The following is a 25,512-nucleotide window of genomic DNA, read 5'->3' as shown; positions in this document are numbered from 1 at the left end:
GATTCGGCGTTGCCGTCAGTTGATGTGCAAGCGTCGGCGCAAATCGCGCAGGGCAAAGCTGATCCATGGCCAGAGCAAGGCACTGATGACCGCCGACCAGACCAACGCAAGCGTGGGCAGGCGGTTACCGGTCAGGGCGCTGAGCCACAGCTGGATCAGCTGGGCGATGCCGAAGATCACCAGGATCACCAGGCTCTGCTGCCACATGGGATACATACGCAGGCGCTGTTGCAAGGACAGTACCAGGAACGTGATCAGCGTCAGGATCAGGGCGTTCTGCCCTAACAGGGTGCCGTACAGCACATCCTCTGCCAGACCGAGAATGAATGCAGTGGTCATGCCGACCTTGTTGGGCACCGCCAAGGTCCAGAAGGACACCAGCATGGCCAGCCACATGGGCCGGAACACTTCCATGAACTGGGGCATTGGCGAAACGCTGAGCAACAGGCCGATGATGAATGTCAGCCAGATCACCCAGCCGTTCTTGCTGCGGGAGCGAGCCATCATTGTCTCCGGGAGGGGGGCGGTGCTGCGGGAGCCGCTGCCGGTGTGGCAGGGGCAGCAGCAGGTGCAGGGACCACAGGCGCGGCGGGGGCGGCCGCTGGGGCAGGTGTCGTGGCAGGCGTACCCTGCCCGCCTTCGCCGGTACCCTGGCCGTTGGTGCCCGTCGCGCCTTTGCGATCGGCCTCTTCCTGGGCTATCCCGGCATCGGTAGCACGCTGCTCGGCCGTGCGCCGGTCGCTGAACACCAGCAACATGTAGCGGCTGCGGTTGAGCGCGGCGGTGGGAATCGCGCGCACGATCGCAAATGGCTGACCGGAATCGTGGATCACTTCGTTGACGGTGGCCACCGGGTAACCTGCAGGGAAGCGCTGGCCCATCCCGGAGCTGACCAGCAGGTCGCCCTCTTTGATGTCAGCCGTGTCAGCCACATGACGCAGCTCCAGACGCTCCGGATTGCCGGTGCCGCTGGCGATGGCCCGTAGGCCGTTGCGGTTGACCTGGACCGGAATGCTGTGAGTGGTGTCGGTCAGCAACAGAACGCGCGAGGTGTAAGGCATCAACTCGACCACCTGCCCCATCAGGCCACGGGCATCGAGCACCGGCTGACCGAGGAACACGCCGTCACGCTCGCCCTTGTTGATGAGGATGCGGTGAGTGAAGGGGTTGGGGTCCACGCCGATGAGTTCGGCCACTTCGACCTTCTCATTGACCAGCGCCGAGGAGTTCAGCAATTCGCGCAACCGTACGTTCTGCTCGGTCAGGGCCGCCAGCTTCTGCAGCCGCCCTTGCAGCAACAGGGCTTCGGTCTTGAGTTTTTCGTTTTCCGCGATCAATTCGGTACGGCTGCCGAACTGGCTGGCCACACCCTGCCACAGGCGTTGCGGCAAGTCGGTGACCCAATAGGACTCCATCAGTACCAGCCCCATCTGGCTGCGCACTGGCTTGAGCACCGCGAAGCGCGAATCGACCACCATCAGCGCGACCGATAGCACCACCAGTACCAGGAGACGAACGCCCAGCGAGGGGCCCTTGGAGAAAAGCGGTTTAATGGGCCGTTCCTCGTGGACGACGATTCAGGAGGTCATTGGACATGAAGCAATGCACCGGCCTGCTTGCGGGTTAACGGAAACGACGCCCGGACGGACGCCAGCCCAGCGCATACAGGTAGCACTGTGCGTGCTACCTGTAAACCGGGCGAACACAATCCATGCATGCATGGACCGTATGGGATCACTCGCTGGAGAGCAGATCCATGGCGTGCTTGTCCATCATCTCCAGTGCACGACCACCACCGCGGGCAACGCAGGTCAGAGGATCTTCGGCGACGATCACCGGCAGGCCGGTTTCCTGCGCCAGCAGCTTGTCGAGGTCGCGCAGCAGCGCACCGCCACCGGTCAACACCAGGCCACGTTCGGCGATGTCCGAAGCCAGCTCTGGCGGCGACTGCTCCAGGGCGCTCTTGACCGCCTGGACGATGGTTGCCAGGGATTCCTGCAGGGCTTCGAGCACCTCATTGGAGTTGAGGGTGAAGGCCCGCGGCACGCCTTCAGCCAGGTTACGGCCACGAACGTCGACTTCGCGAATTTCGCCGCCCGGGTAGGCGGTGCCGATTTCCTGTTTGATGCGCTCGGCGGTGGATTCGCCGATCAGGCTGCCATAGTTGCGGCGTACGTAAGTCACGATGGCTTCGTCGAAGCGATCACCACCTACCCGCACGGATTCGGCGTAGACCACACCGTTCAAGGAAATCAGCGCGATCTCCGTGGTGCCACCGCCGATGTCCACGACCATCGAGCCGCGGGCTTCCTCTACCGGCAGGCCGGCACCAATGGCTGCGGCCATCGGTTCTTCGATCAGGAACACCTCACGGGCACCGGCTCCCAGGGCGGACTCGCGAATGGCGCGGCGCTCTACCTGGGTCGATTTGCACGGCACGCAGATCAGCACACGCGGGCTGGGCTGCAGGAAGCTGTTCTCGTGAACCTTGTTGATGAAGTACTGCAGCATTTTTTCACAAACGCTGAAATCGGCGATCACGCCGTCCTTCATCGGACGAATGGCAGCGATGTTGCCAGGCGTACGGCCCAGCATGCGCTTGGCCTCGGTACCGACCGCGACGACGCTTTTCTGGTTGCCGTGGGTACGAATGGCAACGACCGAGGGTTCATTCAGGACGATACCGCGCTCACGCACGTAGATAAGGGTGTTGGCAGTACCCAGGTCGATGGACAGATCGCTGGAAAACATGCCACGCAGTTTCTTGAACATGGGAAAGTGACCCTAGGCAAAGCGTGGGTAAAAAAGTGCGGCAAACTCTAACAATGGCGGGGATTTTGGGCAAGGAGCCAATATGTTAAATTGGCAGTTTTTCCGAGCACGCCAGCAGATGATCGCGGCCGTATGACCATCGATCGGCTGGCATGTTCCTCACCACGGACCCTATCCGTTCCGTTTTTCCTGGAGATCCCCATGGCGCTTCAACGCTGCGACGTGGAAAAGATCGCCCATCTGGCCCGCCTGGGCCTGAATGAAGGCGAACTGCCACGCATTACCGATGCCTTGAACAGTATTCTCGGGCTGGTCGACCAGATGCAAGCCGTCGACACCAACGGCATCGAACCCCTGGCCCACCCTCTGGAGGCCAGCCAGCGTCTGCGCCCCGACCAGGTTACCGAAAGCAATCAGCGTGACCGCTACCAGGCCATCGCCCCGGCGACCGAAAACGGCCTGTACCTGGTTCCGAAAGTCATCGAGTAAGGGAAACAGCCTGCCATGCATCAATTGACCCTGGCCGAGATCACCCGTGGACTCGCCGACAAGTCGTTTTCCTCCGAAGAGCTGACCGGCGCCCTGCTGGCGCGCATCAAGCAGCTCGACCCTCAGATCAACAGTTTCATCAGCATTACCGAAGAGCAGGCCCTGCAACAGGCCCGCGCCGCCGACGCCCGTCGCGCTGCCGGCGAGAACAGCCCCCTGCTCGGCGCACCGATCGCCCACAAGGACCTGTTCTGCACCAACGGCATCCGCACCAGCTGCGGCTCGAAGATGCTCGACAACTTCAAGGCGCCCTATGATGCCACCGTGGTCGCCAAGCTGGCCGAAGCCGGCATGGTCACCCTGGGCAAGACCAACATGGACGAGTTCGCCATGGGCTCGGCCAACGAATCCAGCCACTATGGCCCGGTGAAGAACCCCTGGAACCTCGAGCACGTCCCCGGCGGTTCTTCGGGTGGTTCCGCCGCTGCAGTGGCCGCGCGCCTGCTGCCGGCCGCCACCGGCACCGACACCGGCGGTTCGATCCGCCAGCCGGCTGCACTGACCAACCTCACCGGTCTGAAGCCGACCTACGGTCGCGTCTCGCGCTGGGGCATGATCGCCTACGCCTCGAGCCTCGACCAAGGCGGCCCGATGGCTCGCACCGCCGAGGACTGCGCCTTGCTGCTGCAGGGCATGGCCGGCTTCGACACCAAGGACTCCACCAGCATCGACGAGCCGGTGCCGGACTACAGCGCCAGCCTGAATGCACCGCTCGAAGGCCTGCGCATCGGCTTGCCGAAGGAATACTTCGGTGCCGGCCTCGACCCACGCATCGCCGACCTGATCCAGGCCAGCGTCAAGGAGCTCGAAAAGCTCGGCGCGGTAATCAAGGAAATCAGCCTGCCGAACATGCAGCACGCGATCCCGGCGTACTACGTGATCGCGCCCGCCGAGGCCTCCTCCAACCTGTCGCGTTTCGACGGCGTGCGCTTCGGCTACCGCTGCGAGGAGCCCAAGGACCTCACCGACCTGTACAAGCGCTCCCGCGGCGAAGGCTTCGGCATCGAAGTGCAACGGCGCATCATGGTCGGCACCTACGCCCTGTCGGCTGGCTATTACGACGCCTACTACGTCAAGGCGCAGCAGATCCGCCGACTAATCAAGAACGACTTCATGGCCGCCTTCGAGCAGGTCGACGTAATCCTCGGCCCAACCACGCCGAACCCGGCCTGGAAGCTCGGCGCCAAGAGCAGCGACCCGGTCGCCGCCTACCTGGAAGACGTCTACACCATTACCGCCAACCTGGCCGGCCTGCCGGGCCTGTCGATGCCAGCCGGCTTCGTCGAAGGCCTGCCGGTCGGCGTGCAGCTGCTGGCGCCGTACTTCCAGGAAGGCCGCCTGCTCAACGTCGCGCACCGTTACCAGCAAGTCACCGACTGGCACACCCGCGCCCCTAACGGCTTCTGAGGAATTCACACATGCAATGGGAAGTTGTGATCGGGCTGGAGATTCATACCCAGCTCGCCACCCAGTCGAAGATCTTCTCCGGCAGCGCCACCACCTTCGGCTCCGAGCCGAACACCCAGGCCAGCCTGGTCGACCTCGGCATGCCCGGCGTTCTGCCGGTGCTGAACCAGGAAGCCGTGCGCATGGCCTGCATGTTCGGCCTGGCGATCGACGCCGAAATCGGCAAGCGCAACGTGTTCGCGCGCAAGAACTACTTCTACCCGGACCTGCCCAAGGGCTACCAGATCAGCCAGATGGACCTACCGATCGTCGGCAAGGGCCACCTGGACATCGCCCTGGAAGACGGCACCATCAAGCGCATCGGCATCACCCGCGCGCACTTGGAGGAAGACGCCGGCAAGAGCCTGCACGAAGACTTCAGCGGCTCCACCGGCATCGACCTGAACCGCGCCGGTACGCCACTGCTGGAAATCGTCTCCGAACCGGACATGCGCAGCGCCAAGGAAGCCGTGGCCTACGTCAAGGCAATCCACGCCCTGGTCCGCTACCTGGGTATCTGCGACGGCAACATGGCCGAAGGCTCGCTGCGCTGCGACTGCAACGTTTCGGTCCGCCCGAAAGGCCAGACCGAGTTCGGCACCCGCTGCGAGATCAAGAACGTCAACTCGTTCCGCTTCATCGAGCGTGCGATCAACAGCGAGATCCAACGCCAGATCGATCTCATCGAGGACGGCGGCAAGGTTGTCCAGGAAACCCGTCTGTACGACCCGAACAAAGACGAAACGCGCTCGATGCGCAGCAAGGAGGAGGCCAACGACTACCGTTACTTCCCCGACCCGGACCTGCTGCCAGTGGTGATCGAGGACGCCTTCCTCGAAGCTACCCGCGCCAGCCTGCCGGAACTGCCGCAGCAGAAAGTCGAGCGTTTCCAGAGCCAGTACGGCCTGTCGGCCTATGACGCCAACGTATTGGCAGCTAGCCGCGAACAGGCCGACTACTTCGAGGAAGTCGCCCGCATCGGTGGCGACGCCAAGCTCGCCGCCAACTGGGTGATGGTCGAGCTGGGCAGCCTGCTCAACAAGCTGGGGGTGGAGATCGACCAAGCCCCCGTCACTGCCGAGCAGCTCGGCGGCATGCTGCTGCGCATCCGTGACAACACCATCAGCGGCAAGATCGCCAAGACGGTGTTCGAGGCCATGGCCGCCGGTGAAGGCGACGCTGACAGCATCATCGAAAGCAAAGGCCTCAAGCAGGTGACCGACACCGGTGCGATCGACAAGATGCTCGACGAGATGCTCGCTGCCAACGCCGAACAGGTCGAACAGTACCGAGCCGCCGACGAGGCCAAGCGTGGCAAGATGTTCGGCTTCTTCGTCGGCCAGGCAATGAAGGCATCCAAGGGCAAAGCCAACCCGGGGCAAGTGAACCAATTGCTCAAAGCCAAGCTCGAAGGGTGATTCTGTTCTGGGGCTGCTAGGCAGCCCAACGCAGGCATCGCCAGCTTCCACAGGAGGTATAGCCGCTATCCTGTGGACGTTGGCGAAGCCGGCGATGGGGTGCGTAGCGCCCTGAAACCGCAGTCCTGGAGCTTTCGACTTGATCAAGCGTTCCCTCGGCACCCTCGCCCTCTTTTCCCTGCTGGCCGGCTGCGCCAGTCACGATATCGATTCCCGCGGTTACGACCAGACCGGCACTGCCTCTTATTACGGCTCCCGTCACCACGGCAAACGCACCGCCAGTGGCGAACCCTTCAACCAGCATGGCCTGACCGCCGCCCACCGCAGCCTGCCTTTTGGCAGCCGCGTACTGGTGACCAACCTGAGCAACAAGCGCAGCGTCGTCGTGCGTATCAACGACCGCGGCCCACACACGCGAGGCCGACTGATCGACCTGTCACGGGCTGCCGCAGAAAAAATCGGGATGATCCGTAGCGGAACGGCGCGCGTCCGGGTACAAGGGCTGAGCGACTGATCTGACAGGAGTCCCAACCATTTTCGACCTGGCCACCCTTCCCACCTTCAGCCTTCTGCAACTGGGCGTGGGCCTCGTGCTGCTCGTCATCGGCGCGGAGCTTTTGGTACGCGCCGCCTTGCGCCTGGCCACGCGCCTGCACGTACGCCCGCTGATCATCGGTCTGAGTCTGGTGGCTTTCGGCAGTACCGCGCCGCAACTGACCGTGAGCCTGCAAGCGGCCTACCAGGGGGCACCGGACGTCGCAGTGGGCAGCGTGGTCGGCAGCAACATCTTCAATGTGCTGGTGATTCTCGGCCTGGCTGCGTTGATCATTCCCTTGCGGGTTTCCCGGCAACTGGTGCGTCTGGACATCCCGCTGATGATCGCCGCCAGCGCGCTGGTCTATCTGCTGGCAATCAACGGACAGCTGGGGCGGCTCGAAGGCCTGCTGCTCTTGCTTGGTCTGCTGGGTTATCTGGCCATGCTCTGGCACCAGTCACGCCACTACGCCCGGACCTACCCGGCCCCCGAGGCCGTTCATAGCAGCGCTCCACGCTTCTGGAGCGGCGCCGCGCTGCAAGTATTGTTCGGCCTGGGCTTGCTGAGCCTGGGAGGCCACCTGCTGCTGGAGGCGGCGGTCGAGGTCGCCACCGACCTGGGTCTTTCCGAGCGAATCATCGGCCTTACGGTCGTCGCGGTCTGCACATCGCTGCCCGAGCTCGCAGCAGCATTGATCGCCGCCTTGCGAGGTGAACGGGAGATCGCAGTAGGCACGGTGATCGGCAGCAACCTGTTCAACCTGCTGGCCGTGCTGGGTCTGACCGCCCTGGTCACCCCGACACCCTTGTCGATCTCACCCAATGCCTTGGACTTCGACTTACCGGTGATGTTGGGCGTCGCGGCACTGAGCCTGCCGGTGTTCTATTCCGGCTACCGGGTCACCCGCGCTGAAGGCCTGGTGTTCCTTTGCCTGTATCTGGCCTATGGCCTGCATGTGGTGGCGTTCACCACCGGCATGCCGCTGGCTGGCCGCCTGGAGCGGCTCATGCTGTTCTACGTAATGCCCGTGCTCGGCCTGGTGCTGCTGTACACCACGGTACGCGCCTGGCGCCGTCAACACTAAGGAATTGGATATGACCGACTCGAGAAAATCCGGCGAGCAGATACGCCGCCAGGTCATGGGCGATGCGTTCGTCGACCGGGCACTGAACAACGCCACCGACTTCACCCAGCCACTGCAGGACTTCGTCAACGAACACGCCTGGGGCAGCGTCTGGGCCCGTGAAGGGTTGCCACTCAAGACCCGCAGCCTGATCACCTTGGCCGCCTTGACCGCCCTCAAATGCCCTCAAGAGCTCAAAGGCCATGTCCGCGGTGCATTGAACAACGGCTGCACCGTGGAAGAGATTCGCGAAGCGCTGCTGCACTGCGCTGTGTATGCGGGGGTGCCAGCGGCAATCGATGCGTTCCGCGCGGCACAGGAAGTGATCGACAGCTACGAAGGCTGAAGCCGTCTTCAATGCCCCGCCGCTTCGCGGCCTTACCACACCCACAGGTATTGCGCTGCCTTCATTCAGTGCGCAACACCTGTGGAAGTGGATTCATCCGCGACGAAGCCGCCGCCGTTCTTATCTGGCTTGGCGAGCCTTCTTCAACTTGAACGCCACCCACAAGACCGCGATCCACAGCGGGATCAGCATCACGGAAATGCGGATCGGTGGCGTCAGGTACATCACCACCAAGATCAACACGATGAATGCCAGGCACAGGTAGTTGGTCAGCGGATGTCCCAGACTGCGGTAGAACGGCATGATGCCCGCCGCCAGCTTGGCCTTGCGGAACTTCAGGTGGGTGATGCTGATGCTCGCCCAGTTGATAACCAGTGCCGATACTGCCAGCGCCATCAGCAAGCCGAAGGCCTCCCCCGGCATCAGATAGTTGATCAGCACGCAAAGCCCTGTCGCCAGCGCAGAGACACCCAACGCGGTCAACGGCACACCCCGGCGGCTGACTTTCAGCAATTGACGCGGGGCATCGCCCTGGCTGGCCAGGCCGAACAGCATGCGGCTGTTGGCGTATACGCAGCTGTTGTACACCGACAGCGCAGCGGTGAGCACCACGATGTTGAGGATGGTCGCCACCAGATCGCTATCCAGTTCGTGGAAGATCATCACGAACGGGCTGCCGCCTTGCACGACTTTCTGCCAAGGGTAGAGCGACAACAGCACCGCCAGGGCGCCGATGTAGAAAATCAGGATGCGATAGACCACCTGGTTGGTGGCCTTCGGAATGCTTTCACGGGGGTTGTCCGCTTCAGCAGCGGTGATTCCCACCAGCTCCAACCCGCCGAAGGAGAACATGATCACCGCCAGGGCCATGATCAGCCCGGTGATGCCGTTGGGGAAGAACCCACCGTACTGCCACAGGTTGGCAACACTGGCGTCCGGCCCGCCATGGCCACTGCCCAGCAGCCAGGCACCAAAGCCGATCATGCTGACGATGGCCACCACCTTGACCAGGGCGAACCAGAACTCCAGTTCACCGTAGACCTTCACCTGGGTCAGGTTGATGGCGTTGATCACCACGAAGAAGATCGCTGCGGTGGCCCAGGTGGGGAAATCCGGCCACCAGTACTGCACGTAGATACCGACGGCCGTGAGTTCGGCCATGCCGACCAGCACATACACCACCCAGTAGTTCCAGCCTGAGACAAAACCTGCGAACTCGCTCCAGTACTTATGGGCGAAGTGGCTGAAGCTGCCAGCGACCGGCTCTTCGACCACCATCTCGCCGAGTTGGCGCATGATCAGAAAAGCCATCAAGCCAGCGATGGCGTAGCCCAGCAGAACGGACGGGCCGGCCAACTGGATGGTCTGGGCGATTCCCAGGAAAAGCCCGGTGCCGATGGCCCCGCCCAGCGCGATAAGCTGGATGTGGCGATTCTTCAGCCCGCGCTGCAACCGCTCGGGCGTGCTCTGGTCTTGCATGAAGTGTCCTCAATTCGGGAGGCAGTGTTGTTGGTGTTGTTTGCAGTCAAGGATCTAGATCCATCCGCCCCACTGCAAGATGAAAATGCCAATATTGGTGGTGATCGCAGCAAGTAGCGTAGTAATCACGATGATCGAGGCTGCCAGCTCATGATTGCCATTGGCGGCCCGCGCCATCACATAGCTGGCAGCGGCGGTCGGGCTGCCGATATAGAGGAACAGGATGCCCAGTTCCGCTCCTCGAAAACCCCATAACCAGGCGCCCAGCGTGCCGAGCAATGGCAGCCAGACAACCTTGACCAGGCTGGCATCGATCGCCAGCCTGCCGCTGTCACGCAGCGCCGCGAGGGACAAGGTGCCACCGATGCAGATCAGTGCCAGCGGCAGGGTCATTTGCGCCAAGTAGTCGCTGGAGATGAGCAACCAGTTGGGCAATGGAATCTGGGCGTAAGCCATGGGGGCGGCAAGCAGCACGCTGATGATCAGCGGGTTGCTCAGGATGCTCTTGCAGATGCTCCAGGGGTCGGACTTCAGGTCCGGGCTGTAGACCGCCAGGACCACTGCCGACAGGGAGTTGTACAAAAGGATTACCAACCCCGCGAGCACTGCCCCCAGGGAAATGCCGTAGTCACCGTACAGACTGGCCGCCAGGGCCAGGCCGATCACACCGTTGTTGCCGCGAAAGGCGCCCTGGGTGTAGATGCCCCGGTCGACAGGCGGACAGCGCCAGATGGCCAGGCCCCAGGCCATGGCGAAGCCTGCCAGGGTGGCGATGATGAAATAGACCAGTACTCCGGGCTTGACTGCGGTGGCGAGGTCGGCGTGATAGATACCCAGGAACAGTAAGGCTGGCATGCAGACATTGAAGACCAGGGTCGAGGCGACCTTGATGAAGCTGTCGTCGATCAGGCGGATGCGTTTGAGGAGCACGCCCATGAACAGCATGGCGAACACCGGGGCCGTGATGTTCAGCGTCTGGATGAGGAGGGCGAGCATTGCGGGTCCTGGGGGTTGCCGTTAGGGGGCTAATGATACGCGAGCGGTGGGAGTTGCGGGGAATTGGCGGTGATTTAGGAAGCTTCCTGCAAGTTTGGCTTTCAGGCTGGGTGAATATCCGGGTTTGGTGGGGGCGCCACCGGCGCTTTTCGCCTTTACGGCGACCTACTTTTGCTCTTGGGCAAAAGTAGGCAAAAACCGCTGGCTCCCACATGCGGCCCCTGCGCTGCGCTCCGGGGTTCCCTCCGCTCCGGTGCCTTACGGGGCTCCGCGGCCTCCGGCTGGCTACGCCAGCCTCCATCTCGCGACTTCGGCTCACGCCGAAGGGCGCTGCGCGCCTGCCCCTACAGACACCTCCACTCGGCCTTCTGAGGTCGCGATGGGTGGTGTCTGGACTATCGCGCATCAAAAGCAACGGCAACGGCAACGGCAACGGCAACGGCAACGGCAACGGCAACGGCAAACAAGTTAATTGTTTGGGTGTTTATTCCTGCCTATTCACGAGTAGGAACGTCGAACCGCCGCTCCTACAGGCACAGCGCCGTTCTAAAGAGCGGCGGTGAGCCTGTGTGAACGGCGGTTCGGCGTCCCGATTTAATCGCAAATAGGCCCAAAAGCTCACCACAAAAACCACTCAACGAAACAACGCCAGCCCAGGCGCCGCCCGTAACTTGCGCCCCATCAGCAGGCCGAGCGGAGGTGTCTGTAGGGGCAGGCGCGTAGCGCCCTTCGGCGTAGCCGAAGTCGCGAGATGGAGGCTGGCGCAGCCAGCCGGAGGCCGCGAGGCCCCGTAAGACACCGCAGCGAGGGAACCCGGTGCGAAGCGCCGGGCCGGATGCAGGGGCGCGCGGCTTTTGGTTACTTTTGGCCAAGACCAAAAGTGACCCGCCGTAAAGGCGGAAAGGTGATTAACCGTCGACAAATAAAACGGATAAGCCCACAAACCTCAAAACCCACAACCACAAACCACAAAGCCTCACCGCCGCACAGGCCGCTTCTGCAACTTACGCTGCAACGTACGCCGATGCATCCCAAGGGCCCGCGCCGTCGCGGATATGTTCCCGTCATGCTCGGCCAACACCCGCTGGATATGCTCCCACTGCAGACGATCCACCGACATCGGGTTCTCCGGCACCAGCGAATCCAGATCCGCATGCTCGGACAACAGCGCCGCCAACACATCATCGGCGTCCGCCGGCTTGCACAGGTAGTTGCAGGCACCGCGCTTGATAGCCTCAACCGCGGTGGCGATGCTCGAATAACCCGTCAGGATCAACACCCGCATTTCAGGGTCCAGCTCCAGCAGCTTGGGCAGCAGCGCCAGCCCGGAATCGCCGTCCATCTTGAGGTCTAGGGTCGCGTAATCAGGCACGTCCTGCTTGGCCAGCACCAACCCCTCCTCGGCCGAGGAGGCGGTGCTCACGCGGAAACCGCGACGGCTCATGGCGCGCGCCATGACGCGGGTGAAGGTGGCGTCGTCGTCCACCAGCAACAAGTGCGGCAGCTCTTCGCCTTCGACCAGGTTTTCTTCGCTCATCGTTCATCTCCTCGCTTGCCATGGGGCAGGCGCAGCTCGGTGAGGGTGCCGCCCTGTTCATGACTATAGAGTTTCACCGAGCCGCCAGCACGGGTCACGCTGGCCTTGCTCAGGAACAGGCCCAGGCCGAAGCCTTTGCCCTTGGTGGTAAAGAAGGGTTTACCGATCGCCTCGGCGATGGCGACGGGAACGCCAGGGCCGTGATCGCGGATCGTGATGATGATGTCCTGGGCGTTCCAGTCCAGGCGCACTTCCAGATCCTCGGGGCAGGCATCGGCGGCGTTGTTAAGCAGATTGAGCAAGGCCTGGGTCAAGTCCGGGGAAGGCGTCAGACGCGGAACCTGGCCATCGCGCAGGCGCTGGAAGCGGTAGGTGGCCTCCGGGCGCATCAGGTGCCAGCGGTTGAGCGCTTCATCCAGCCAGGCGGTCACCTCCTGCTCGACCACGCTCAGACGACGGTTGGCTTCGGCGGCGCGGACCAGTTGCTGCAAGGTCTCCTTGCACAGCTTGACCTGGTCCTGAAGGATCTCCAGGTCTTCCTGCAATTGCGGGTCTGTGTGGTCCTGACGCATTTCATTGAGCAGCACGCTCATGGTCGCCAGAGGCGTGCCCAGTTCATGGGCGGCCCCGGCGGCCTGGGTGGCCACGGCGAGCAGTTGCTCGTCTCGAAGGCTCTCCTCGCGGCGATCGGCGCGCAGTTTCTCCTGGCGACGAAGCTCTTCAGCCATGCGTGCGGCGAAGAACGTGATCACGCCGGCCGCCAAGGCGATGCTCAACCACATGCCATAGACCTGCATCTTTTCCCGCGCCATGGGCAGGGTCTCGAGCGGGTAGAACTGCACCAGCAGCAGGCTATAGGCCACCAGAGCAATGCCAGACAGCACCAGCGAATAGATCCATGGCAAGGTCACCGCGGCGATCGCCAGCGGTACCAGGTAGTAGGAAACGAACGGGTTGGTCGAGCCGCCGGAGTAGTACAGCAAGGCACTGTGGATCAGCAGGTCACAGGCCAGCTGCAGGGCATACTCGAGTTCGGTGACCGGCAACGACAAGCGCAGGCGCAAGGCGGTGAAGGCACACAGCAACGACGACAAGGCCAGTGTGATAGCCAGCGACAGCCAGGGCAGCGGGACCAGTTCGGTCCAGTAGGCCACGCCAACGGAGCCAGCCTGGGCGGCCAGGACCAGGATACGGATGAAGGTCAGACGCCAGAGGTTCTGGCGCGTAGCGGACAGCGGATGTGCGGCAGCGAGCATGAGCTCTCCTGATGAGTGCTCCAGGAAAATCGACCGGAGTATACCGAAGCCAGGCGCCCCGCTGCAGCGATGCGGCAAAGCGCCACACTTTGTCACAGGTTAATGATGGCATTTAGGAACCCACTACACTGTTCCCGGTCTGATGGGCCATGCGCGGGATGGACAATGCCCGCGCCTTTATTTGCCAAGGAGTCCTACATGCACATCCCCCGTCGTGGCACCGCGCTGATCCTGTCCTGTGGCCTGCTGGCCAGCCTGCCGGCGTTGGCGGACGATGCGCCGCGCTACAACCAGGTATCGCTGCGCGCCGAAGTCACCAAGGAAGTGGCGCGCGACTTGATGGTCGTAACCCTGTACAGCGAAGCCCAGAACAACGACCCAGGCAAGCTGGCCAAGGAAATCACCGAGACCATGAACAAAGCCGTGCAGCAGGCACGCCAGGTCAAGGACGTGAAGATCAGCCAGGGTAGCCGCAACAGCTACCCGGTCTATGACAGCAAAGGCCAGAAGATCACTGGCTGGCGCGAACGCGCCGAACTGCGCCTGGAAAGCGCCGACTTCCCAGCCCTGTCCAAACTCACCGGGGAGCTGCTCCAAGACCTGAAAATGGGCGGCATGGACTTCTCCATTGCCCAAGCCACCCGCAAGAGCAACGAGGACGCCCTGCTCAAGGAGGCCGTCGACGCCTTCAAGGCACGCGCCCAGTTGGCCACCGAAGCCCTCGGCGGCAAAGGCTACAAAGTGGTCAGCCTGAACCTCAACAGCAGCGGCTACCCACGCCCCTACCTGCGCAGCGCGCCGATGGCCATGAAGGCCATGGCAGCCGATGAAGCCGCTCCCGCGCCGGACATCGAAGCCGGTACCAGCGAAGTCAGCATGAACGCCGATGGCCTGATCGAAGTCCAGATGCCCTGATCGACCTCAGTGAACCGAAGCGACGGGTGCAATGCCCGTCGCTTTGATGTCATTTCCAGAACTGACAGTTTCAAAGCCTCATTCCTACAGCGCTATAGCTGCTTTCCTATTGACTTCAAAGTTGAAAAACATCTGGCAAATTGCCTGCAAAAAACCAGCGCAAACGTTCAACTTTCATGAAAATTACATGGATGCGACATCCATGTACGTTAGTCCCACAATTTTGACGTCAACTATCCCTCTGCCTGTTGCATTGGCGATCTACCCTGCATAAGTATCCGCAGGTCGGCTCACGAGGCCGCCTCAATCGAAAAATGACAACAATGAGGCCACCATGCTTAAACACGCAGTCATTCCGTTCCTGGTCAGCGCAGGCTTGCTCGCCGGCGCACCCTCCGCGCTAGCCGCGACCAACCTGGTGTTCTGCTCCGAAGGCAGCCCCGCAGGCTTCGACCCGGGCCAATACACCACAGGAACCGACTTCGACGCCTCGGCCGAAACCGTCTTCAATCGCCTCACCCAGTTCGAGCGCGGCGGCACCGCGGTCATTCCGGGGCTGGCAACCAAGTGGGACGTCTCCGACGACGGCAAGACCTACACCTTCCACCTGCGCGAAGGCGTCAAGTTCCACACCACCGACTTCTTCAAGCCGACCCGCGAGTTCAACGCCGACGACGTGCTGTTCACCTTCAACCGCATGCTCGACAAGAACCATCCGTTCCGCAAAGCCTACCCCACCGAATTCCCCTACTTCACCGACATGGGCATGGACAAGAACATCGCCCGTCTCGAAAAGGTCGACGATCACACCGTACGCTTCACCCTCAACGAGGTGGACGCCGCCTTCATCCAGAACCTGGCCATGAGCTTCGCCTCGATCCAGTCCGCCGAGTACGCCGACCAGTTGCTCAAGCAGGGCAAGGCCGCCGACATCAACCAGAAACCGATCGGCACCGGCCCGTTCGTGTTCAGCAAGTACCAGAAGGACGCCCAGATCCGTTTCAAGGGCAACAAGGACTACTGGAACCCCGATGACGTGAAGATCGACAACCTGATCTTCGCCATCAGTACCGACGCCTCGGTACGCATGCAGAAGCTCAAGAAGAACGAGTGCCAGGTCACTCTGTTCCCACGCCCTGCCGATATCGAGCCGCTGAAGAAAGATCCGAAACTTCAAATGCCTGAACAGGCCGGCTTCAACCTTGGCTACATCGCCTACAACGTGATGGACAAGATCAAGGGCAGCAACGAAGCCAACCCCCTGTCCCAGCTGAAGGTTCGCCAGGCACTGGACATGGCGGTGAACAAGCAGCAGATCATCGAATCGGTGTACCAGGGCGCAGGCCAACTGGCGGTCAACGCCATGCCGCCGACGCAGTGGTCCTACGACACCTCCATCAAGGATGCCAAGTACGACCCGGAGAAAGCCAAGCAGCTGCTCAAGGAAGCCGGCATCAAGGAAGGCACCGAGATCACCCTGTGGGCCATGCCCGTGCAGCGCCCCTACAACCCCAACGCCAAGTTGATGGCCGAAATGCTCCAGTCCGACTGGGCCAAGATCGGCATCAAGGCCAAGATCGTCAGCTACGAGTGGGGCGAGTACATCAAGCGTTCCAAAGGCGGCGAGCAAGGCGCCATGCTGATCGGCTGGAGCGGCGACAACGGTGACCCCGACAACTGGCTGGGTACCCTCTACGGCTGCGATGCCATGGATGGGAACAACTTCTCCAAGTGGTGCTACAAGCCCTACGACGACCTGATCAAGCAGGCCAAGGCCACTTCCGACCAGGCCAAGCGCACCGAGCTGTATCAAAAAGCGCAACACATCCTCAAGGAGCAAGTGCCGATCACGCCGATCGCTCACTCCACTGTCTATCAGCCGATGAGCGACAAGGTGAAGGACTTCAAGATCAGCCCGTTCGGCCTGAACTCCTTCTACGGCGTCAGCGTGGAGAAATAGGGCCAGCCCCTGCGCCGTGGGCCTGAGCGCCCACGGTGACATTCCGCGCCACGAGCGCCCCCCAGAAACGAGCGCCCTCCCGATGCCACCCGCAGCGGGATCGGATTCCTGTTGCCGCGATTCCTACAAAGTTGCGGCACGACAGATGCAAAAGGACTAGCCATGCGCCCCATCACTCTCCTCGGCACCCTGCTTGGCCTCGGCCTGATGACCCAGGCCCCCGACCTGCTCGCCAAGAACCTGGTGTTCTGTTCCGAAGGCAGCCCGGCCGGCTTCGACACCGCCCAGTACACCAGCGCTACCGACAACGATGCCGCCGAGCCGATCTACAACCGCCTGGTCGAATTCGAGCGAGGCGGCACTGCCGTGCATCCGGCGCTGGCGACCTTCTGGGAGATCTCCGAGGATGGCATGCGCTACACCTTCCACCTGCGCGAAGGCGTCAAGTTCCATGGCAACAAGGACTTCACGCCAAGCCGTGATTTCAGCGCCGACGACGTGCTGTTCACCTTCAATCGCATGCTCGACAAACGACACCCCTTCCGCAAGGCCTACCCCACCGAGTTCCCCTACTTCGTCAGCATGGGGCTGGACAAGAACATCGCCAAGGTCGAAAAGACCGGCCCGCTGACGGTGGTGTTCACCCTCAACAGTGTCGATGCCGCGTTCATCCAGAACCTCGCCATGAGCTTCGCCTCGATCCTCTCCGCCGAATACGCCGACCACCTGCTGGCCGAAGGTCGCGCCAGCGACATCAACCAAAAGCCGATCGGCACCGGCCCGTTCGTGTTCCAGCGTTACCAGAAGGATTCGCAGATTCGCTACAAGGGCAACCCGGCCTATTGGGCGCCGGAGCAGGTCAAGCTCGACAACTTAGTGTTCTCCATCAACATCGACCCTTCGGTACGCATCCAGAAACTCCGCCGCAACGAATGCCAGGTCACCTTGCACCCCCGCCCCGCCGACCTGCCGGCGATCAAGGCCGACAGCAAGCTGAGCGTGCTGCACAAGCCGGGCTTCAACCTTGGCTATATCGCCTACAACACCCAGCATCCGCCCTTCGATCGCCTCGAGGTACGCCAGGCCATGGATATGGCCGTGAACAAGCAGGCGATCATCCAGGCCGTGTACCAAGACTCCGGCCAGGCGGCGGTCAACGCCATGCCGCCGACTCAGTGGTCCTATGACAAAACCATCAAGGACGCAGGTTTCAACCCGGCCAAAGCCCGCGAACTGCTCCAGGCCGCCGGCGTCAAGGAGGGCACCGAAGTGACCCTGTGGGCCATGCCGGTACAGCGGCCCTACAACCCCAATGCCAAGCTGATGGCCGAGATGCTCCAAGCCGACTGGGCCAAGGTCGGCATCAAGGCCAGGATCGTCAGTTACGAATGGGGGGAATACCTCAAGCGCATGAAAAACGGCGAGCACGACATCGCCCTGATCGGTTGGACCGGCGACAACGGCGACCCGGACAACTGGCTGGGGACTCTGTACAGCTGCGATGCCATCGGCAGCAACAACTACTCCCTGTGGTGCGACCGTGAGTACGACACGCTGGTCAAGCAGGCCAAGCAGGTCACCGACCGCGAGCAGCGCACCCGGCTCTATCAGCAAGCCCAGCAACGTCTCAAGCAACAGGTGCCGATCACCCCGGTGGCCCACTCCACGGTCAACCAGCCGATCAGCGCCAAGGTCAAGGACTTTCGCGTCAGCCCCTTTGGACGCAACGACTTTTCCGGTGTGAGTGTTGACTGATTAGCCCCTCTCTTCGCGAGTAAACCCGCTCCCGCACTGATCACCGCCCCTGCGGCAGCGGGTTTATCCATGAACAGACCGGCACCGCCAGCACAACGCCCCCGACTCTGCCCGGCGATCCCGCGGCACCCCTGGCAACACCGCAGCAAAACACCCAGCCCACAAGGCGCGGGAATAACTAGAAATAGAAAGGGAGCTTCACCTTGAGACGTACAACCTTTACCGCACTGGCCCTGTCGTTAGGCGCATTGTCCGCCACAGCCCAGGCCGAACCCGTCAGCCAGGACTTCGTCCCGGTCACCCTCAAATCCAGCAGCGAGCAGGCCGAGGCCACAGGCTTTCTCGAAGGCCAGAGCCTGACCGGTAGCACGCGCAACTGGTACGCCCGCGAACGCGCCACCCGCGCACCGCTGTTCAGGTACTACAAGAGCGACGGCACTCTGCACCGGACTCACAGCCGTGACAACTGGATGCAGGGCACCATCCTGAACTACAGCTCAGGCTTCACCCAAGGCACCGTGGGCTTCGCTGTCGAAGCCGCCGGCTACAACGCCATCGCCCTCGAGCGTGGCCGCGCCGCGGTGGCCGGGCCGAACAACCGCACGCTGACCCACAGCGATGGCGACGTGATCGGCCAGTGGAGCAAGATGGGCTTGGGCAACGTCAAGGCACGGGTATCCAACAGTACCCTTACCGTGGGCCGTCAGTCGGTGGACACGCCGATGATTTCCTACATCGGCAACCGCGCGTTGCCGTCGAGCTTCCAGGGTGCATTCCTGCACAGCGCCGAATTCGACAACCTGTCGTTCGACCTGGGCACCTTCGACCGCGTCTCGCCCCGTACCGAGCAGAGCTTGAGCAAGTTCCGCAGCGAGTATGGCAATGGCGTGGAAACCGACCGTGCCAGCACCGCCGGGGTCAACTACCAGCCGTTCAAGAGCCTCTCCACCAGCCTCTACGCCACCAAGGTCGACGACTTCTGGAACCAGTACTATTTCGGCGCCAACCACGTGCTGGGCGACAGCGCGGTGCTGAGCCTGACCACGGGCCTGAACTACTACAAGACCGTGGATACCGGCAGCAAGAAGATGGGCGAGATCGACAACGACACCTACAGCCTGTCGTTCGGCCTCACCCATCAGGCCCACACGCTCAGCGCCTCCTGGCAACAGGTCAACGGCAACGAGTACTTCGACTACCTGCACGAAACCAACGGCATCTACCTGGCCAACTCGCTGCTGTCGGACTTCAACGGCCCCAACGAGAAGTCCCTGCAGATCTCCTACGTGCTGAACATGGCCCCCTATGGCGTGCCGGGCTTGAAGTTCAACGTCTACAACGCCCGTGGCTGGGGTATCGACGGCACCCACTACCGGGGCGATGCCTACGACGTCAAAGGCATGGATGGCGAGACCCACTACGAGTGGGGCATCGGTACCAGCTACGCCGTGCAGAGCGGTCCGCTGAAAGACACCAGCATCCGCGCCACCTACACCGCGCACCGCGCCAGCAAAGCCCAGGCCGACGGTAGCCTGGACGAGCTGCGTATCGTCACCACCATTCCATTCAACATCCTCTGACCCCCGCGCCGGCCCGCCTTGTGCGGGCCGAAGCGCTACGCTGGAACAATCTGCAGGGAGGTTTCATGACATCGCTACCATTACGTGCCGCCCTGGCGGCCGTCCTTCTCGGCGCCGCGACCCAGCTCGCGGCCAAGCCGTTGGTGGTGTGCACCGAGGCGAGCCCGGAAGGCTTCGACATCGTCCAGTACACCACCGCGGTCACCGCCGACGCCTCGGCCGAGACGCTCTTCAATCGCCTGGTCGACTTCAAGCCCGGTACCACCGATATCCAGCCAGCGCTGGCCAAAAGCTGGGACATCAGCCCGGACGGGCTGACCTACACCTTCCACCTGCGCGAAGGCGTAAAGTTCCACACCACCCCGTACTTCAAACCCACACGCGACTTCAATGCCGATGACGTGCTTTGGAGCCTCAACCGCCAGCTTGACCCGAAGCATCCCTGGCACGACAAGACCAGCGTCGGCTATCCCTACTTCGAGAGCATGGCCTTCAAGGACTTGCTCAAGTCGGTAAGCAAGACCGACGACCACACCGTGGTGATCACCCTGACCCGTCCGGAAGCCCCCTTCCTGCGCGACATGGCCATGGCCTTCACCTCGATCTACTCCGCCGAGTACGGCGACCAGTTGCTCAAGGCCGGCAAGACTGGCGAGCTCAACAGCAAGCCGATCGGCACCGGGCCGTTCATCTTCCAGCGCTACAACAAGGACGCCCAGGTTCGCTACAAGCCCAACCCGGATTACTTCCGGGGCAAACCACCGGCAGACGCGTTGATCTTCGCCATCGCCACCGACAGCAACGTGCGTCTGCAAAAGCTGCGTGCCAACGAGTGTCAGATCGCCCTGTATCCAAAGCCGGACGACGTGCCGGCGATCAAGGCCGATCCGAAACTCAAGGTTGCCGAGATCGAGGCGCTGGTCACCGGTTACATCGCCATGAACACAGAGCACAAGTACCTGAATGACGTACGGGTGCGCAAAGCCCTCAATATGGCCTTCGACCGTCAGCATCACATTGACCAGCTGTTCGGCAAAGGCAACGCGACCGAGGCGGTCAATCCGTACCCGCATACCATGTTGGGCAACAACGTGACGATCCAGAATCCGCCACGCGACCTGGACAAGGCCCGAGCGCTGTTGAAGGAAGCTGGCGTGCCGGAGGGGACCGTGATGAGCCTCTTCACCCGCAACGGTGGCGGGCCAACCAACCCCAACCCGCGGCTCTCCGCCGAGATGCTCCAGGCGGACCTGGCCCAGATCGGCATCAAGCTGGACATCCGGGTGATGGAATGGGCCGAAATGCTGCGCCGTGCCAAAGCCGGTGAAGCCGACCTGGTGTCTGCCGGCTGGGCCAGCGACAACGGTGACCCGGACAACTTCCTCGGCCCGTTGCTCAGCTGCGAGGCTGCAAAGAACGGTGAGAACTACGCCCGCTGGTGCAACAAGACGTTCCAGGATCTGATCACCCGCGCACGCACGATCACCAAGGATGAAGAGCGCGGATGGGTCTATGCCGAGGCCATGAGGGTGTACGATGACGACCAACCCTGGATCAACATGGCCCATCCCAAGATGTTCACCGCCATGCGTGACAACGTGGAGGGTTACGTGATCAACCCTCTGACCAACAACAACTTCGCCACCACCAAGGTGAAGTAACACAACAACAACGACCGCCAGCGACCCACACGGGAACCGGCGGCACCGCCTGACCGGCTTAATGAGGTACACCCGACGATGTTGAGTTTTATTGCCCGGCGCCTCGGCTTGCTGATTCCGACCTTCTTCGGCATCACCCTGCTGACCTTCGCGCTCATACGCCTGATCCCCGGCGACCCGGTGGAAGTGATGATGGGCGAACGCAGGGTCGACCCTGAAATGCACGCCCAGGCCATGGAGCGCCTGGGCCTGAACAAACCGCTGCCGGTGCAGTACGTGGATTACATCGGCAAGCTGGCCCAGGGCGACCTGGGCGAGTCCCTGCGCACGCGTGAGAGCGTGTGGAACGAATTTCTCACCCTGTTCCCCGCCACCCTCGAACTGGCCTTCGCCGCCTTGCTGTTCGCTGGCATCGTTGGCTTGTTGGCCGGGGTGATCGCCGCGCTCAAGCGCGGCTCGCTGTTCGACCACGGGGTCATGGGCGTCTCGCTGGCCGGCTACTCCATGCCGATTTTCTGGTGGGGCCTGATCCTGATCATGTTCTTCTCGGTGAGCCTTGGCTGGACGCCGGTCTCAGGGCGGATCGACCTGCTCTACGACATCGAGCCGAAAACCGGCTTCATGTTGATCGACACATTGCTCAGCGACGAGGAAGGCGCGTTCAAGGACGCCGTCATGCACCTGATCCTGCCGGCCATCGTGCTGGGCACCATCCCCCTGGCAGTGATCGCCCGCATGACCCGCTCTTCAATGCTCGAAGTCCTGCGCGAAGACTACATCCGCACCGCCCGCGCCAAGGGCCTGTCGCCCAGCCGCGTGGTGTTCATCCACGGCCTGCGCAACGCACTGATCCCGGTGCTGACGGTGTTCGGCCTGCAGGTCGGCACCTTGCTCGCCGGTGCCGTGCTTACCGAAACCATCTTCTCCTGGCCGGGCATCGGCAAGTGGCTGATCGAAGCCATCGGCGCCCGTGACTACCCCGTGGTCCAGAACGGCATCCTGCTCATCGCCTGCCTGGTGATCCTGGTCAACTTCGTCGTGGACATCCTCTACGGCCTGGCCAACCCACGCATCCGTCATCAGCGCTGAGGCCCAAGCCATGACTAGCCCTATTCCAAAATCCGTCACACCGGCCAGCCCAGTGGACCAGAGCCTGCTCTACCCTTCCCCGTACAAGGAATTCTGGCAGGCGTTCTCGCGCAACAAAGGCGCCGTGGCCGGCCTTGCCTTCATGTGCCTGATCGTGTTCTGCGCACTGTTCGCCCCCTGGATCGCGCCGCACAACCCGAGCGAACAATACCGCGACTTCCTGCTCACCCCGCCGGTGTGGCTCGAAGGCGGTACCTGGCAGTTCATCCTCGGCACCGACGAGCTCGGCCGGGACCTGCTTTCACGCCTGATCCAGGGCGCGCGGCTGTCGCTGCTGATCGGCCTGTCGTCAGTGGTGATGTCGCTGATCCCTGGCATCCTGCTGGGCCTGCTGGCCGGATTCTTCCCGCAGATCCTCGGCCCTTCGATCATGCGCCTGATGGATGTGATGCTGGCGCTGCCATCGCTGCTGCTGGCCGTGGCCATCGTCGCCATCCTCGGCCCTGGCCTGATCAACACCGTGATCGCCATCGCCATCGTCTCGCTGCCCTCCTACGTACGCCTGACCCGCGCGGCGGTGATGGGCGAGCTGAACCGTGACTACGTCACCGCCGCACGTCTGGCCGGAGCCGGCCTGCCGCGCCTGATGTTCGTCACCGTGCTGCCCAACTGCATGGCGCCGCTGATCGTACAGGCCACCTTGAGCTTCTCCTCGGCGATCCTCGACGCCGCCGCCCTGGGTTTCCTGGGTCTGGGCGTGCAGCCGCCGACGCCCGAATGGGGCACCATGCTGGCCTCGGCCCGCGACTACATCGAGCGCGCCTGGTGGGTGGTGAGCCTGCCGGGCCTGACGATCCTGCTCAGTGTGTTGGCAATCAACCTGATGGGCGACGGCCTGCGCGATGCGCTGGACCCGAAACTCAAGAACGCCGCCTGAGGAGAACGCCATGTCACTGTTGCAGATCAACAACCTGAACGTGCGCTTCGGCGACGCCAACGCCGTACCCGTGGTGGACGGCCTGGACCTTGCGGTAGACGCCGGCGAAATCCTCGCCATCGTCGGCGAGTCCGGCTCCGGCAAGTCGGTGACCATGATGGCCCTGATGGGCCTGATCGACGCCCCCGGGCGCATCACCGCCGACGTGCTCAATTTCGACGGCACCGACATGCTCAAGCTGAGCGGCCGGCAACGGCGCAAGGTCGTGGGCAAGGACATCGCCATGGTCTTCCAGGACCCGATGACCGCCCTGAATCCCAGCTACACCGTGGGCTACCAGATCGAGGAAGTCCTGCGCCAGCACTTGGGCCTGAAGGGCAAGGCCGCTCGACAGCGGGCCCTGGAGCTGCTCAAGAAAGTCGAGATCCCGGCTGCCGAAAGCCGTCTGGACGCCTATCCCCACCAGCTCTCCGGCGGCATGAGCCAACGTGTGGCGATCGCCATGGCAATTGCCGGCGAACCTAAGCTGCTGATTGCCGACGAACCGACCACGGCGCTGGATGTGACCATCCAGGCGCAGATCATGGAACTGCTGGTGAACCTGCAGAAAGAGCGCAACATGGCGCTCATTCTCATCACTCACGACCTGGCCGTGGTGGCCGAGACCGCAAAGCGCGTATGCGTGATGTATGCCGGCCAAGCCGTGGAAGTGGGCCAGGTGCCGGAGCTGTTCGACGTCCCCGCTCACCCCTACAGCGAGGCCTTGCTGGCTGCCATCCCCGAGCACAGCATCGGGGCCGAGCGCCTGGCCACGCTGCCAGGCATCGTGCCAGGGCGTTACGACCGGCCCAAGGGCTGTCTGTTGTCGCCGCGCTGCCCCTATGTGCAGGAAAACTGCCGCCAGCAGCGTCCGCCCCTCGATCCCCAGGCCCATAGCCTGGTGCGTTGCTTCTATCCGCTGAACCAGGAGGTGGCGTGATGACCGTCGTCCTATCCGCCCGTGAGCTGACCCGCCATTACGAAGTCTCCCGCGGCCTGTTCAAGGGCCATGCGCTGGTGCGCGCCCTCAATGGCGTGTCATTCGAACTGGAGGCCGGCAAGACCCTTGCCGTGGTCGGCGAGTCCGGCTGCGGCAAGTCCACCCTGGCCCGAGCCCTGACGCTGATCGAGGAGCCGTCCTCCGGCTCCCTGCAGATCGCCGGAACGGAGGTCAAAGGCGCCAGCAAGGCTGAGCGCAAGCAACTGCGCCGCGACGTGCAGATGGTCTTCCAGAGCCCTTACGCCTCGCTCAACCCGCGGCAGAAGATCGGTGACCAACTCGCAGAACCCCTGCTGATCAACACCTCGCTGAGCAAGACCGAACGCCGCGAGAAAGTGCAGAAGATGATGGAGCAGGTCGGCCTGCGTCCGGAGCACTACCAGCGCTATCCGCACATGTTCTCCGGTGGCCAGCGCCAGCGCATCGCCCTGGCCCGGGCGATGATGCTGCAGCCGAAAGTACTGGTGGCCGACGAGCCGACGTCGGCCCTCGACGTGTCGATCCAGGCACAGGTGCTGAACCTGTTCATGGACCTGCAGAAGGAGTTCAACACCGCCTACGTGTTCATCTCCCACAACTTGGCGGTAGTGCGACACGTGGCCGACCAGGTGCTGGTGATGTACCTGGGACGACCGGCGGAGATGGGACCGAAGGAGGATATCTACGAGAAGCCCCTGCACCCTTATACCCAGGCGCTGCTGTCGGCGACTCCGGCGATTCACCCCGATCCACTCAAGCCGAAGATCCGTATCGCCGGTGAGCTGCCCAACCCACTCAATCCACCGGACGGCTGTGCGTTCCACAAGCGCTGCCCGTATGCCACCGAGCGCTGCGCCAAAGAAATACCAGCGTTGAGACAAGTGGGTACGCGGCAGGTGGCCTGCCACTACGCCGAGCAGTTTCTCTAGATCGGTCTAGACCTGTTCGCGGGTAAACCCGCTTCCACCAGGATCATCGCTCCCCCTGTGGAAGCGGGTTAGCCGTGAACAGGCCGCACAGTGGCCCTGTGCCTCAATGCATGAAGAACCAGATCAAAATGATCACCGGAATCGGCACCCCAATCATCCAAAGCAGTATCGAGCGCATGGCCTTTCTCCCGTTCGTTGGTGAAAAGACAGC

General features: G+C 62.5%; 22 protein-coding genes. 15 read left to right on the top strand and 7 right to left on the bottom strand.

The window, feature by feature from the left end; all coding sequences use genetic code 11:
- Nucleotides 1-15: 15 nt before the first annotated feature.
- The 3 genes from mreD to mreB form a co-directional block, all read right to left on the bottom strand.
- Nucleotides 16-504: a rod shape-determining protein MreD gene (gene mreD, locus R6G97_RS03600; protein WP_043213239.1), complete on the bottom strand. Its 489-nt coding sequence runs from the start codon at nucleotides 502-504 to the stop codon at nucleotides 16-18.
- Nucleotides 504-1,553: a rod shape-determining protein MreC gene (gene mreC, locus R6G97_RS03595; protein ID WP_102082750.1), complete on the bottom strand. Its 1,050-nt coding sequence runs from the start codon at nucleotides 1,551-1,553 to the stop codon at nucleotides 504-506. Before mreC ends, mreD begins: the two co-directional genes overlap by 1 nt.
- A gap of 181 nt (nucleotides 1,554-1,734) precedes the next feature.
- Nucleotides 1,735-2,772, bottom strand: a complete 1,038-nt coding sequence (gene mreB / locus R6G97_RS03590) for a rod shape-determining protein MreB (RefSeq protein WP_039575577.1) — start codon at nucleotides 2,770-2,772, stop codon at nucleotides 1,735-1,737.
- Nucleotides 2,773-2,973: 201 nt separating this feature from the next.
- On the opposite strand from mreB, the gene gatC reads away from it, so the two are divergent.
- From gatC to R6G97_RS03560, 6 genes are all read left to right on the top strand, one after another.
- Nucleotides 2,974-3,261, top strand: a complete 288-nt coding sequence (gatC, locus tag R6G97_RS03585; protein WP_043213235.1) for an Asp-tRNA(Asn)/Glu-tRNA(Gln) amidotransferase subunit GatC — start codon at nucleotides 2,974-2,976, stop codon at nucleotides 3,259-3,261.
- A 15-nt stretch (nucleotides 3,262-3,276) separates the two neighbouring features.
- Nucleotides 3,277-4,728 (top strand): Asp-tRNA(Asn)/Glu-tRNA(Gln) amidotransferase subunit GatA, encoded by a 1,452-nt coding sequence (gatA, locus tag R6G97_RS03580; RefSeq protein ID WP_317847822.1) that lies wholly within the window; start codon nucleotides 3,277-3,279, stop codon nucleotides 4,726-4,728.
- A gap of 11 nt (nucleotides 4,729-4,739) precedes the next feature.
- On the top strand, nucleotides 4,740-6,185 hold the full coding sequence (gatB, locus tag R6G97_RS03575; RefSeq protein ID WP_043213231.1) for an Asp-tRNA(Asn)/Glu-tRNA(Gln) amidotransferase subunit GatB: 1,446 nt from the start codon (nucleotides 4,740-4,742) through the stop codon (nucleotides 6,183-6,185).
- Between the two features lie 139 nt (nucleotides 6,186-6,324).
- Nucleotides 6,325-6,699: a septal ring lytic transglycosylase RlpA family protein gene (locus R6G97_RS03570; RefSeq protein WP_090346600.1), complete on the top strand. Its 375-nt coding sequence runs from the start codon at nucleotides 6,325-6,327 to the stop codon at nucleotides 6,697-6,699.
- Nucleotides 6,700-6,760: 61 nt separating this feature from the next.
- A complete protein-coding gene (locus tag R6G97_RS03565) occupies nucleotides 6,761-7,804 on the top strand; it encodes a calcium/sodium antiporter (RefSeq protein ID WP_102082752.1) in 1,044 nt (347 codons plus the stop codon).
- A 10-nt stretch (nucleotides 7,805-7,814) separates the two neighbouring features.
- Nucleotides 7,815-8,189 carry a carboxymuconolactone decarboxylase family protein gene (locus R6G97_RS03560; protein WP_043213226.1) on the top strand — a complete coding sequence of 125 codons (375 nt, stop codon included), beginning with the start codon at nucleotides 7,815-7,817 and terminating at the stop codon, nucleotides 8,187-8,189.
- Between the two features lie 120 nt (nucleotides 8,190-8,309).
- Here the strand turns inward: R6G97_RS03560 and R6G97_RS03555 are convergent, their stop codons facing one another.
- The 4 genes from R6G97_RS03555 to R6G97_RS03540 form a co-directional block, all read right to left on the bottom strand.
- Complete coding sequence (locus R6G97_RS03555; protein WP_317847821.1) at nucleotides 8,310-9,668, bottom strand: amino acid permease; 1,359 nt, start codon at nucleotides 9,666-9,668, stop codon at nucleotides 8,310-8,312.
- 54 nt (nucleotides 9,669-9,722) lie between these two features.
- Nucleotides 9,723-10,664, bottom strand: a complete 942-nt coding sequence (locus tag R6G97_RS03550) for an AEC family transporter (RefSeq protein WP_317847820.1) — start codon at nucleotides 10,662-10,664, stop codon at nucleotides 9,723-9,725.
- Nucleotides 10,665-11,640: 976 nt separating this feature from the next.
- Complete coding sequence (locus R6G97_RS03545) at nucleotides 11,641-12,201, bottom strand: response regulator transcription factor (RefSeq protein WP_070093026.1); 561 nt, start codon at nucleotides 12,199-12,201, stop codon at nucleotides 11,641-11,643.
- Entirely contained in the window at nucleotides 12,198-13,457 is a 1,260-nt protein-coding gene (locus R6G97_RS03540; protein ID WP_317847819.1) for an ATP-binding protein, read from the bottom strand. Before R6G97_RS03540 ends, R6G97_RS03545 begins: the two co-directional genes overlap by 4 nt.
- A 198-nt stretch (nucleotides 13,458-13,655) precedes the next feature.
- On the opposite strand from R6G97_RS03540, the gene R6G97_RS03535 reads away from it, so the two are divergent.
- The 9 genes from R6G97_RS03535 (at nucleotide 13,656) to R6G97_RS03495 (ending at nucleotide 25,301) form a co-directional block, all read left to right on the top strand.
- Nucleotides 13,656-14,372: an SIMPL domain-containing protein gene (locus R6G97_RS03535; protein WP_043208170.1), complete on the top strand. Its 717-nt coding sequence runs from the start codon at nucleotides 13,656-13,658 to the stop codon at nucleotides 14,370-14,372.
- A gap of 334 nt (nucleotides 14,373-14,706) precedes the next feature.
- Complete coding sequence (locus R6G97_RS03530; protein ID WP_090345310.1) at nucleotides 14,707-16,332, top strand: ABC transporter substrate-binding protein; 1,626 nt, start codon at nucleotides 14,707-14,709, stop codon at nucleotides 16,330-16,332.
- A 162-nt stretch (nucleotides 16,333-16,494) separates the two neighbouring features.
- Nucleotides 16,495-18,087, top strand: a complete 1,593-nt coding sequence (locus tag R6G97_RS03525) for an ABC transporter substrate-binding protein (RefSeq protein ID WP_090345308.1) — start codon at nucleotides 16,495-16,497, stop codon at nucleotides 18,085-18,087.
- 203 nt (nucleotides 18,088-18,290) lie between these two features.
- Nucleotides 18,291-19,667, top strand: a complete 1,377-nt coding sequence (locus R6G97_RS03520; protein WP_253131231.1) for an OprD family porin — start codon at nucleotides 18,291-18,293, stop codon at nucleotides 19,665-19,667.
- 65 nt (nucleotides 19,668-19,732) lie between these two features.
- Nucleotides 19,733-21,328, top strand: a complete 1,596-nt coding sequence (locus R6G97_RS03515) for an ABC transporter substrate-binding protein (RefSeq protein ID WP_043208161.1) — start codon at nucleotides 19,733-19,735, stop codon at nucleotides 21,326-21,328.
- Between the two features lie 78 nt (nucleotides 21,329-21,406).
- The gene (locus R6G97_RS03510) at nucleotides 21,407-22,417 is read left to right on the top strand and encodes an ABC transporter permease subunit (protein ID WP_043208159.1); all 1,011 of its coding nucleotides are present in this window, start codon (nucleotides 21,407-21,409) and stop codon (nucleotides 22,415-22,417) included.
- 10 nt (nucleotides 22,418-22,427) lie between these two features.
- Nucleotides 22,428-23,354, top strand: coding sequence for an ABC transporter permease subunit (locus R6G97_RS03505; protein WP_043208158.1), 927 nt, complete (start codon nucleotides 22,428-22,430; stop codon nucleotides 23,352-23,354).
- Nucleotides 23,355-23,364: 10 nt separating this feature from the next.
- Nucleotides 23,365-24,333 (top strand): ABC transporter ATP-binding protein, encoded by a 969-nt coding sequence (locus R6G97_RS03500; RefSeq protein ID WP_043208155.1) that lies wholly within the window; start codon nucleotides 23,365-23,367, stop codon nucleotides 24,331-24,333.
- The gene (locus R6G97_RS03495) at nucleotides 24,333-25,301 is read left to right on the top strand and encodes a peptide ABC transporter ATP-binding protein (RefSeq protein ID WP_043208153.1); all 969 of its coding nucleotides are present in this window, start codon (nucleotides 24,333-24,335) and stop codon (nucleotides 25,299-25,301) included. Before R6G97_RS03500 ends, R6G97_RS03495 begins: the two co-directional genes overlap by 1 nt.
- Nucleotides 25,302-25,512: the final 211 nt, after the last annotated feature.

It is taken from the genome of Pseudomonas sp. HTZ2 (assembly GCF_033173945.1).
Taxonomy (GTDB): domain Bacteria; phylum Pseudomonadota; class Gammaproteobacteria; order Pseudomonadales; family Pseudomonadaceae; genus Aquipseudomonas; species Aquipseudomonas guariconensis.
This window is presented reverse-complemented; position numbering and strand designations above follow the sequence as displayed.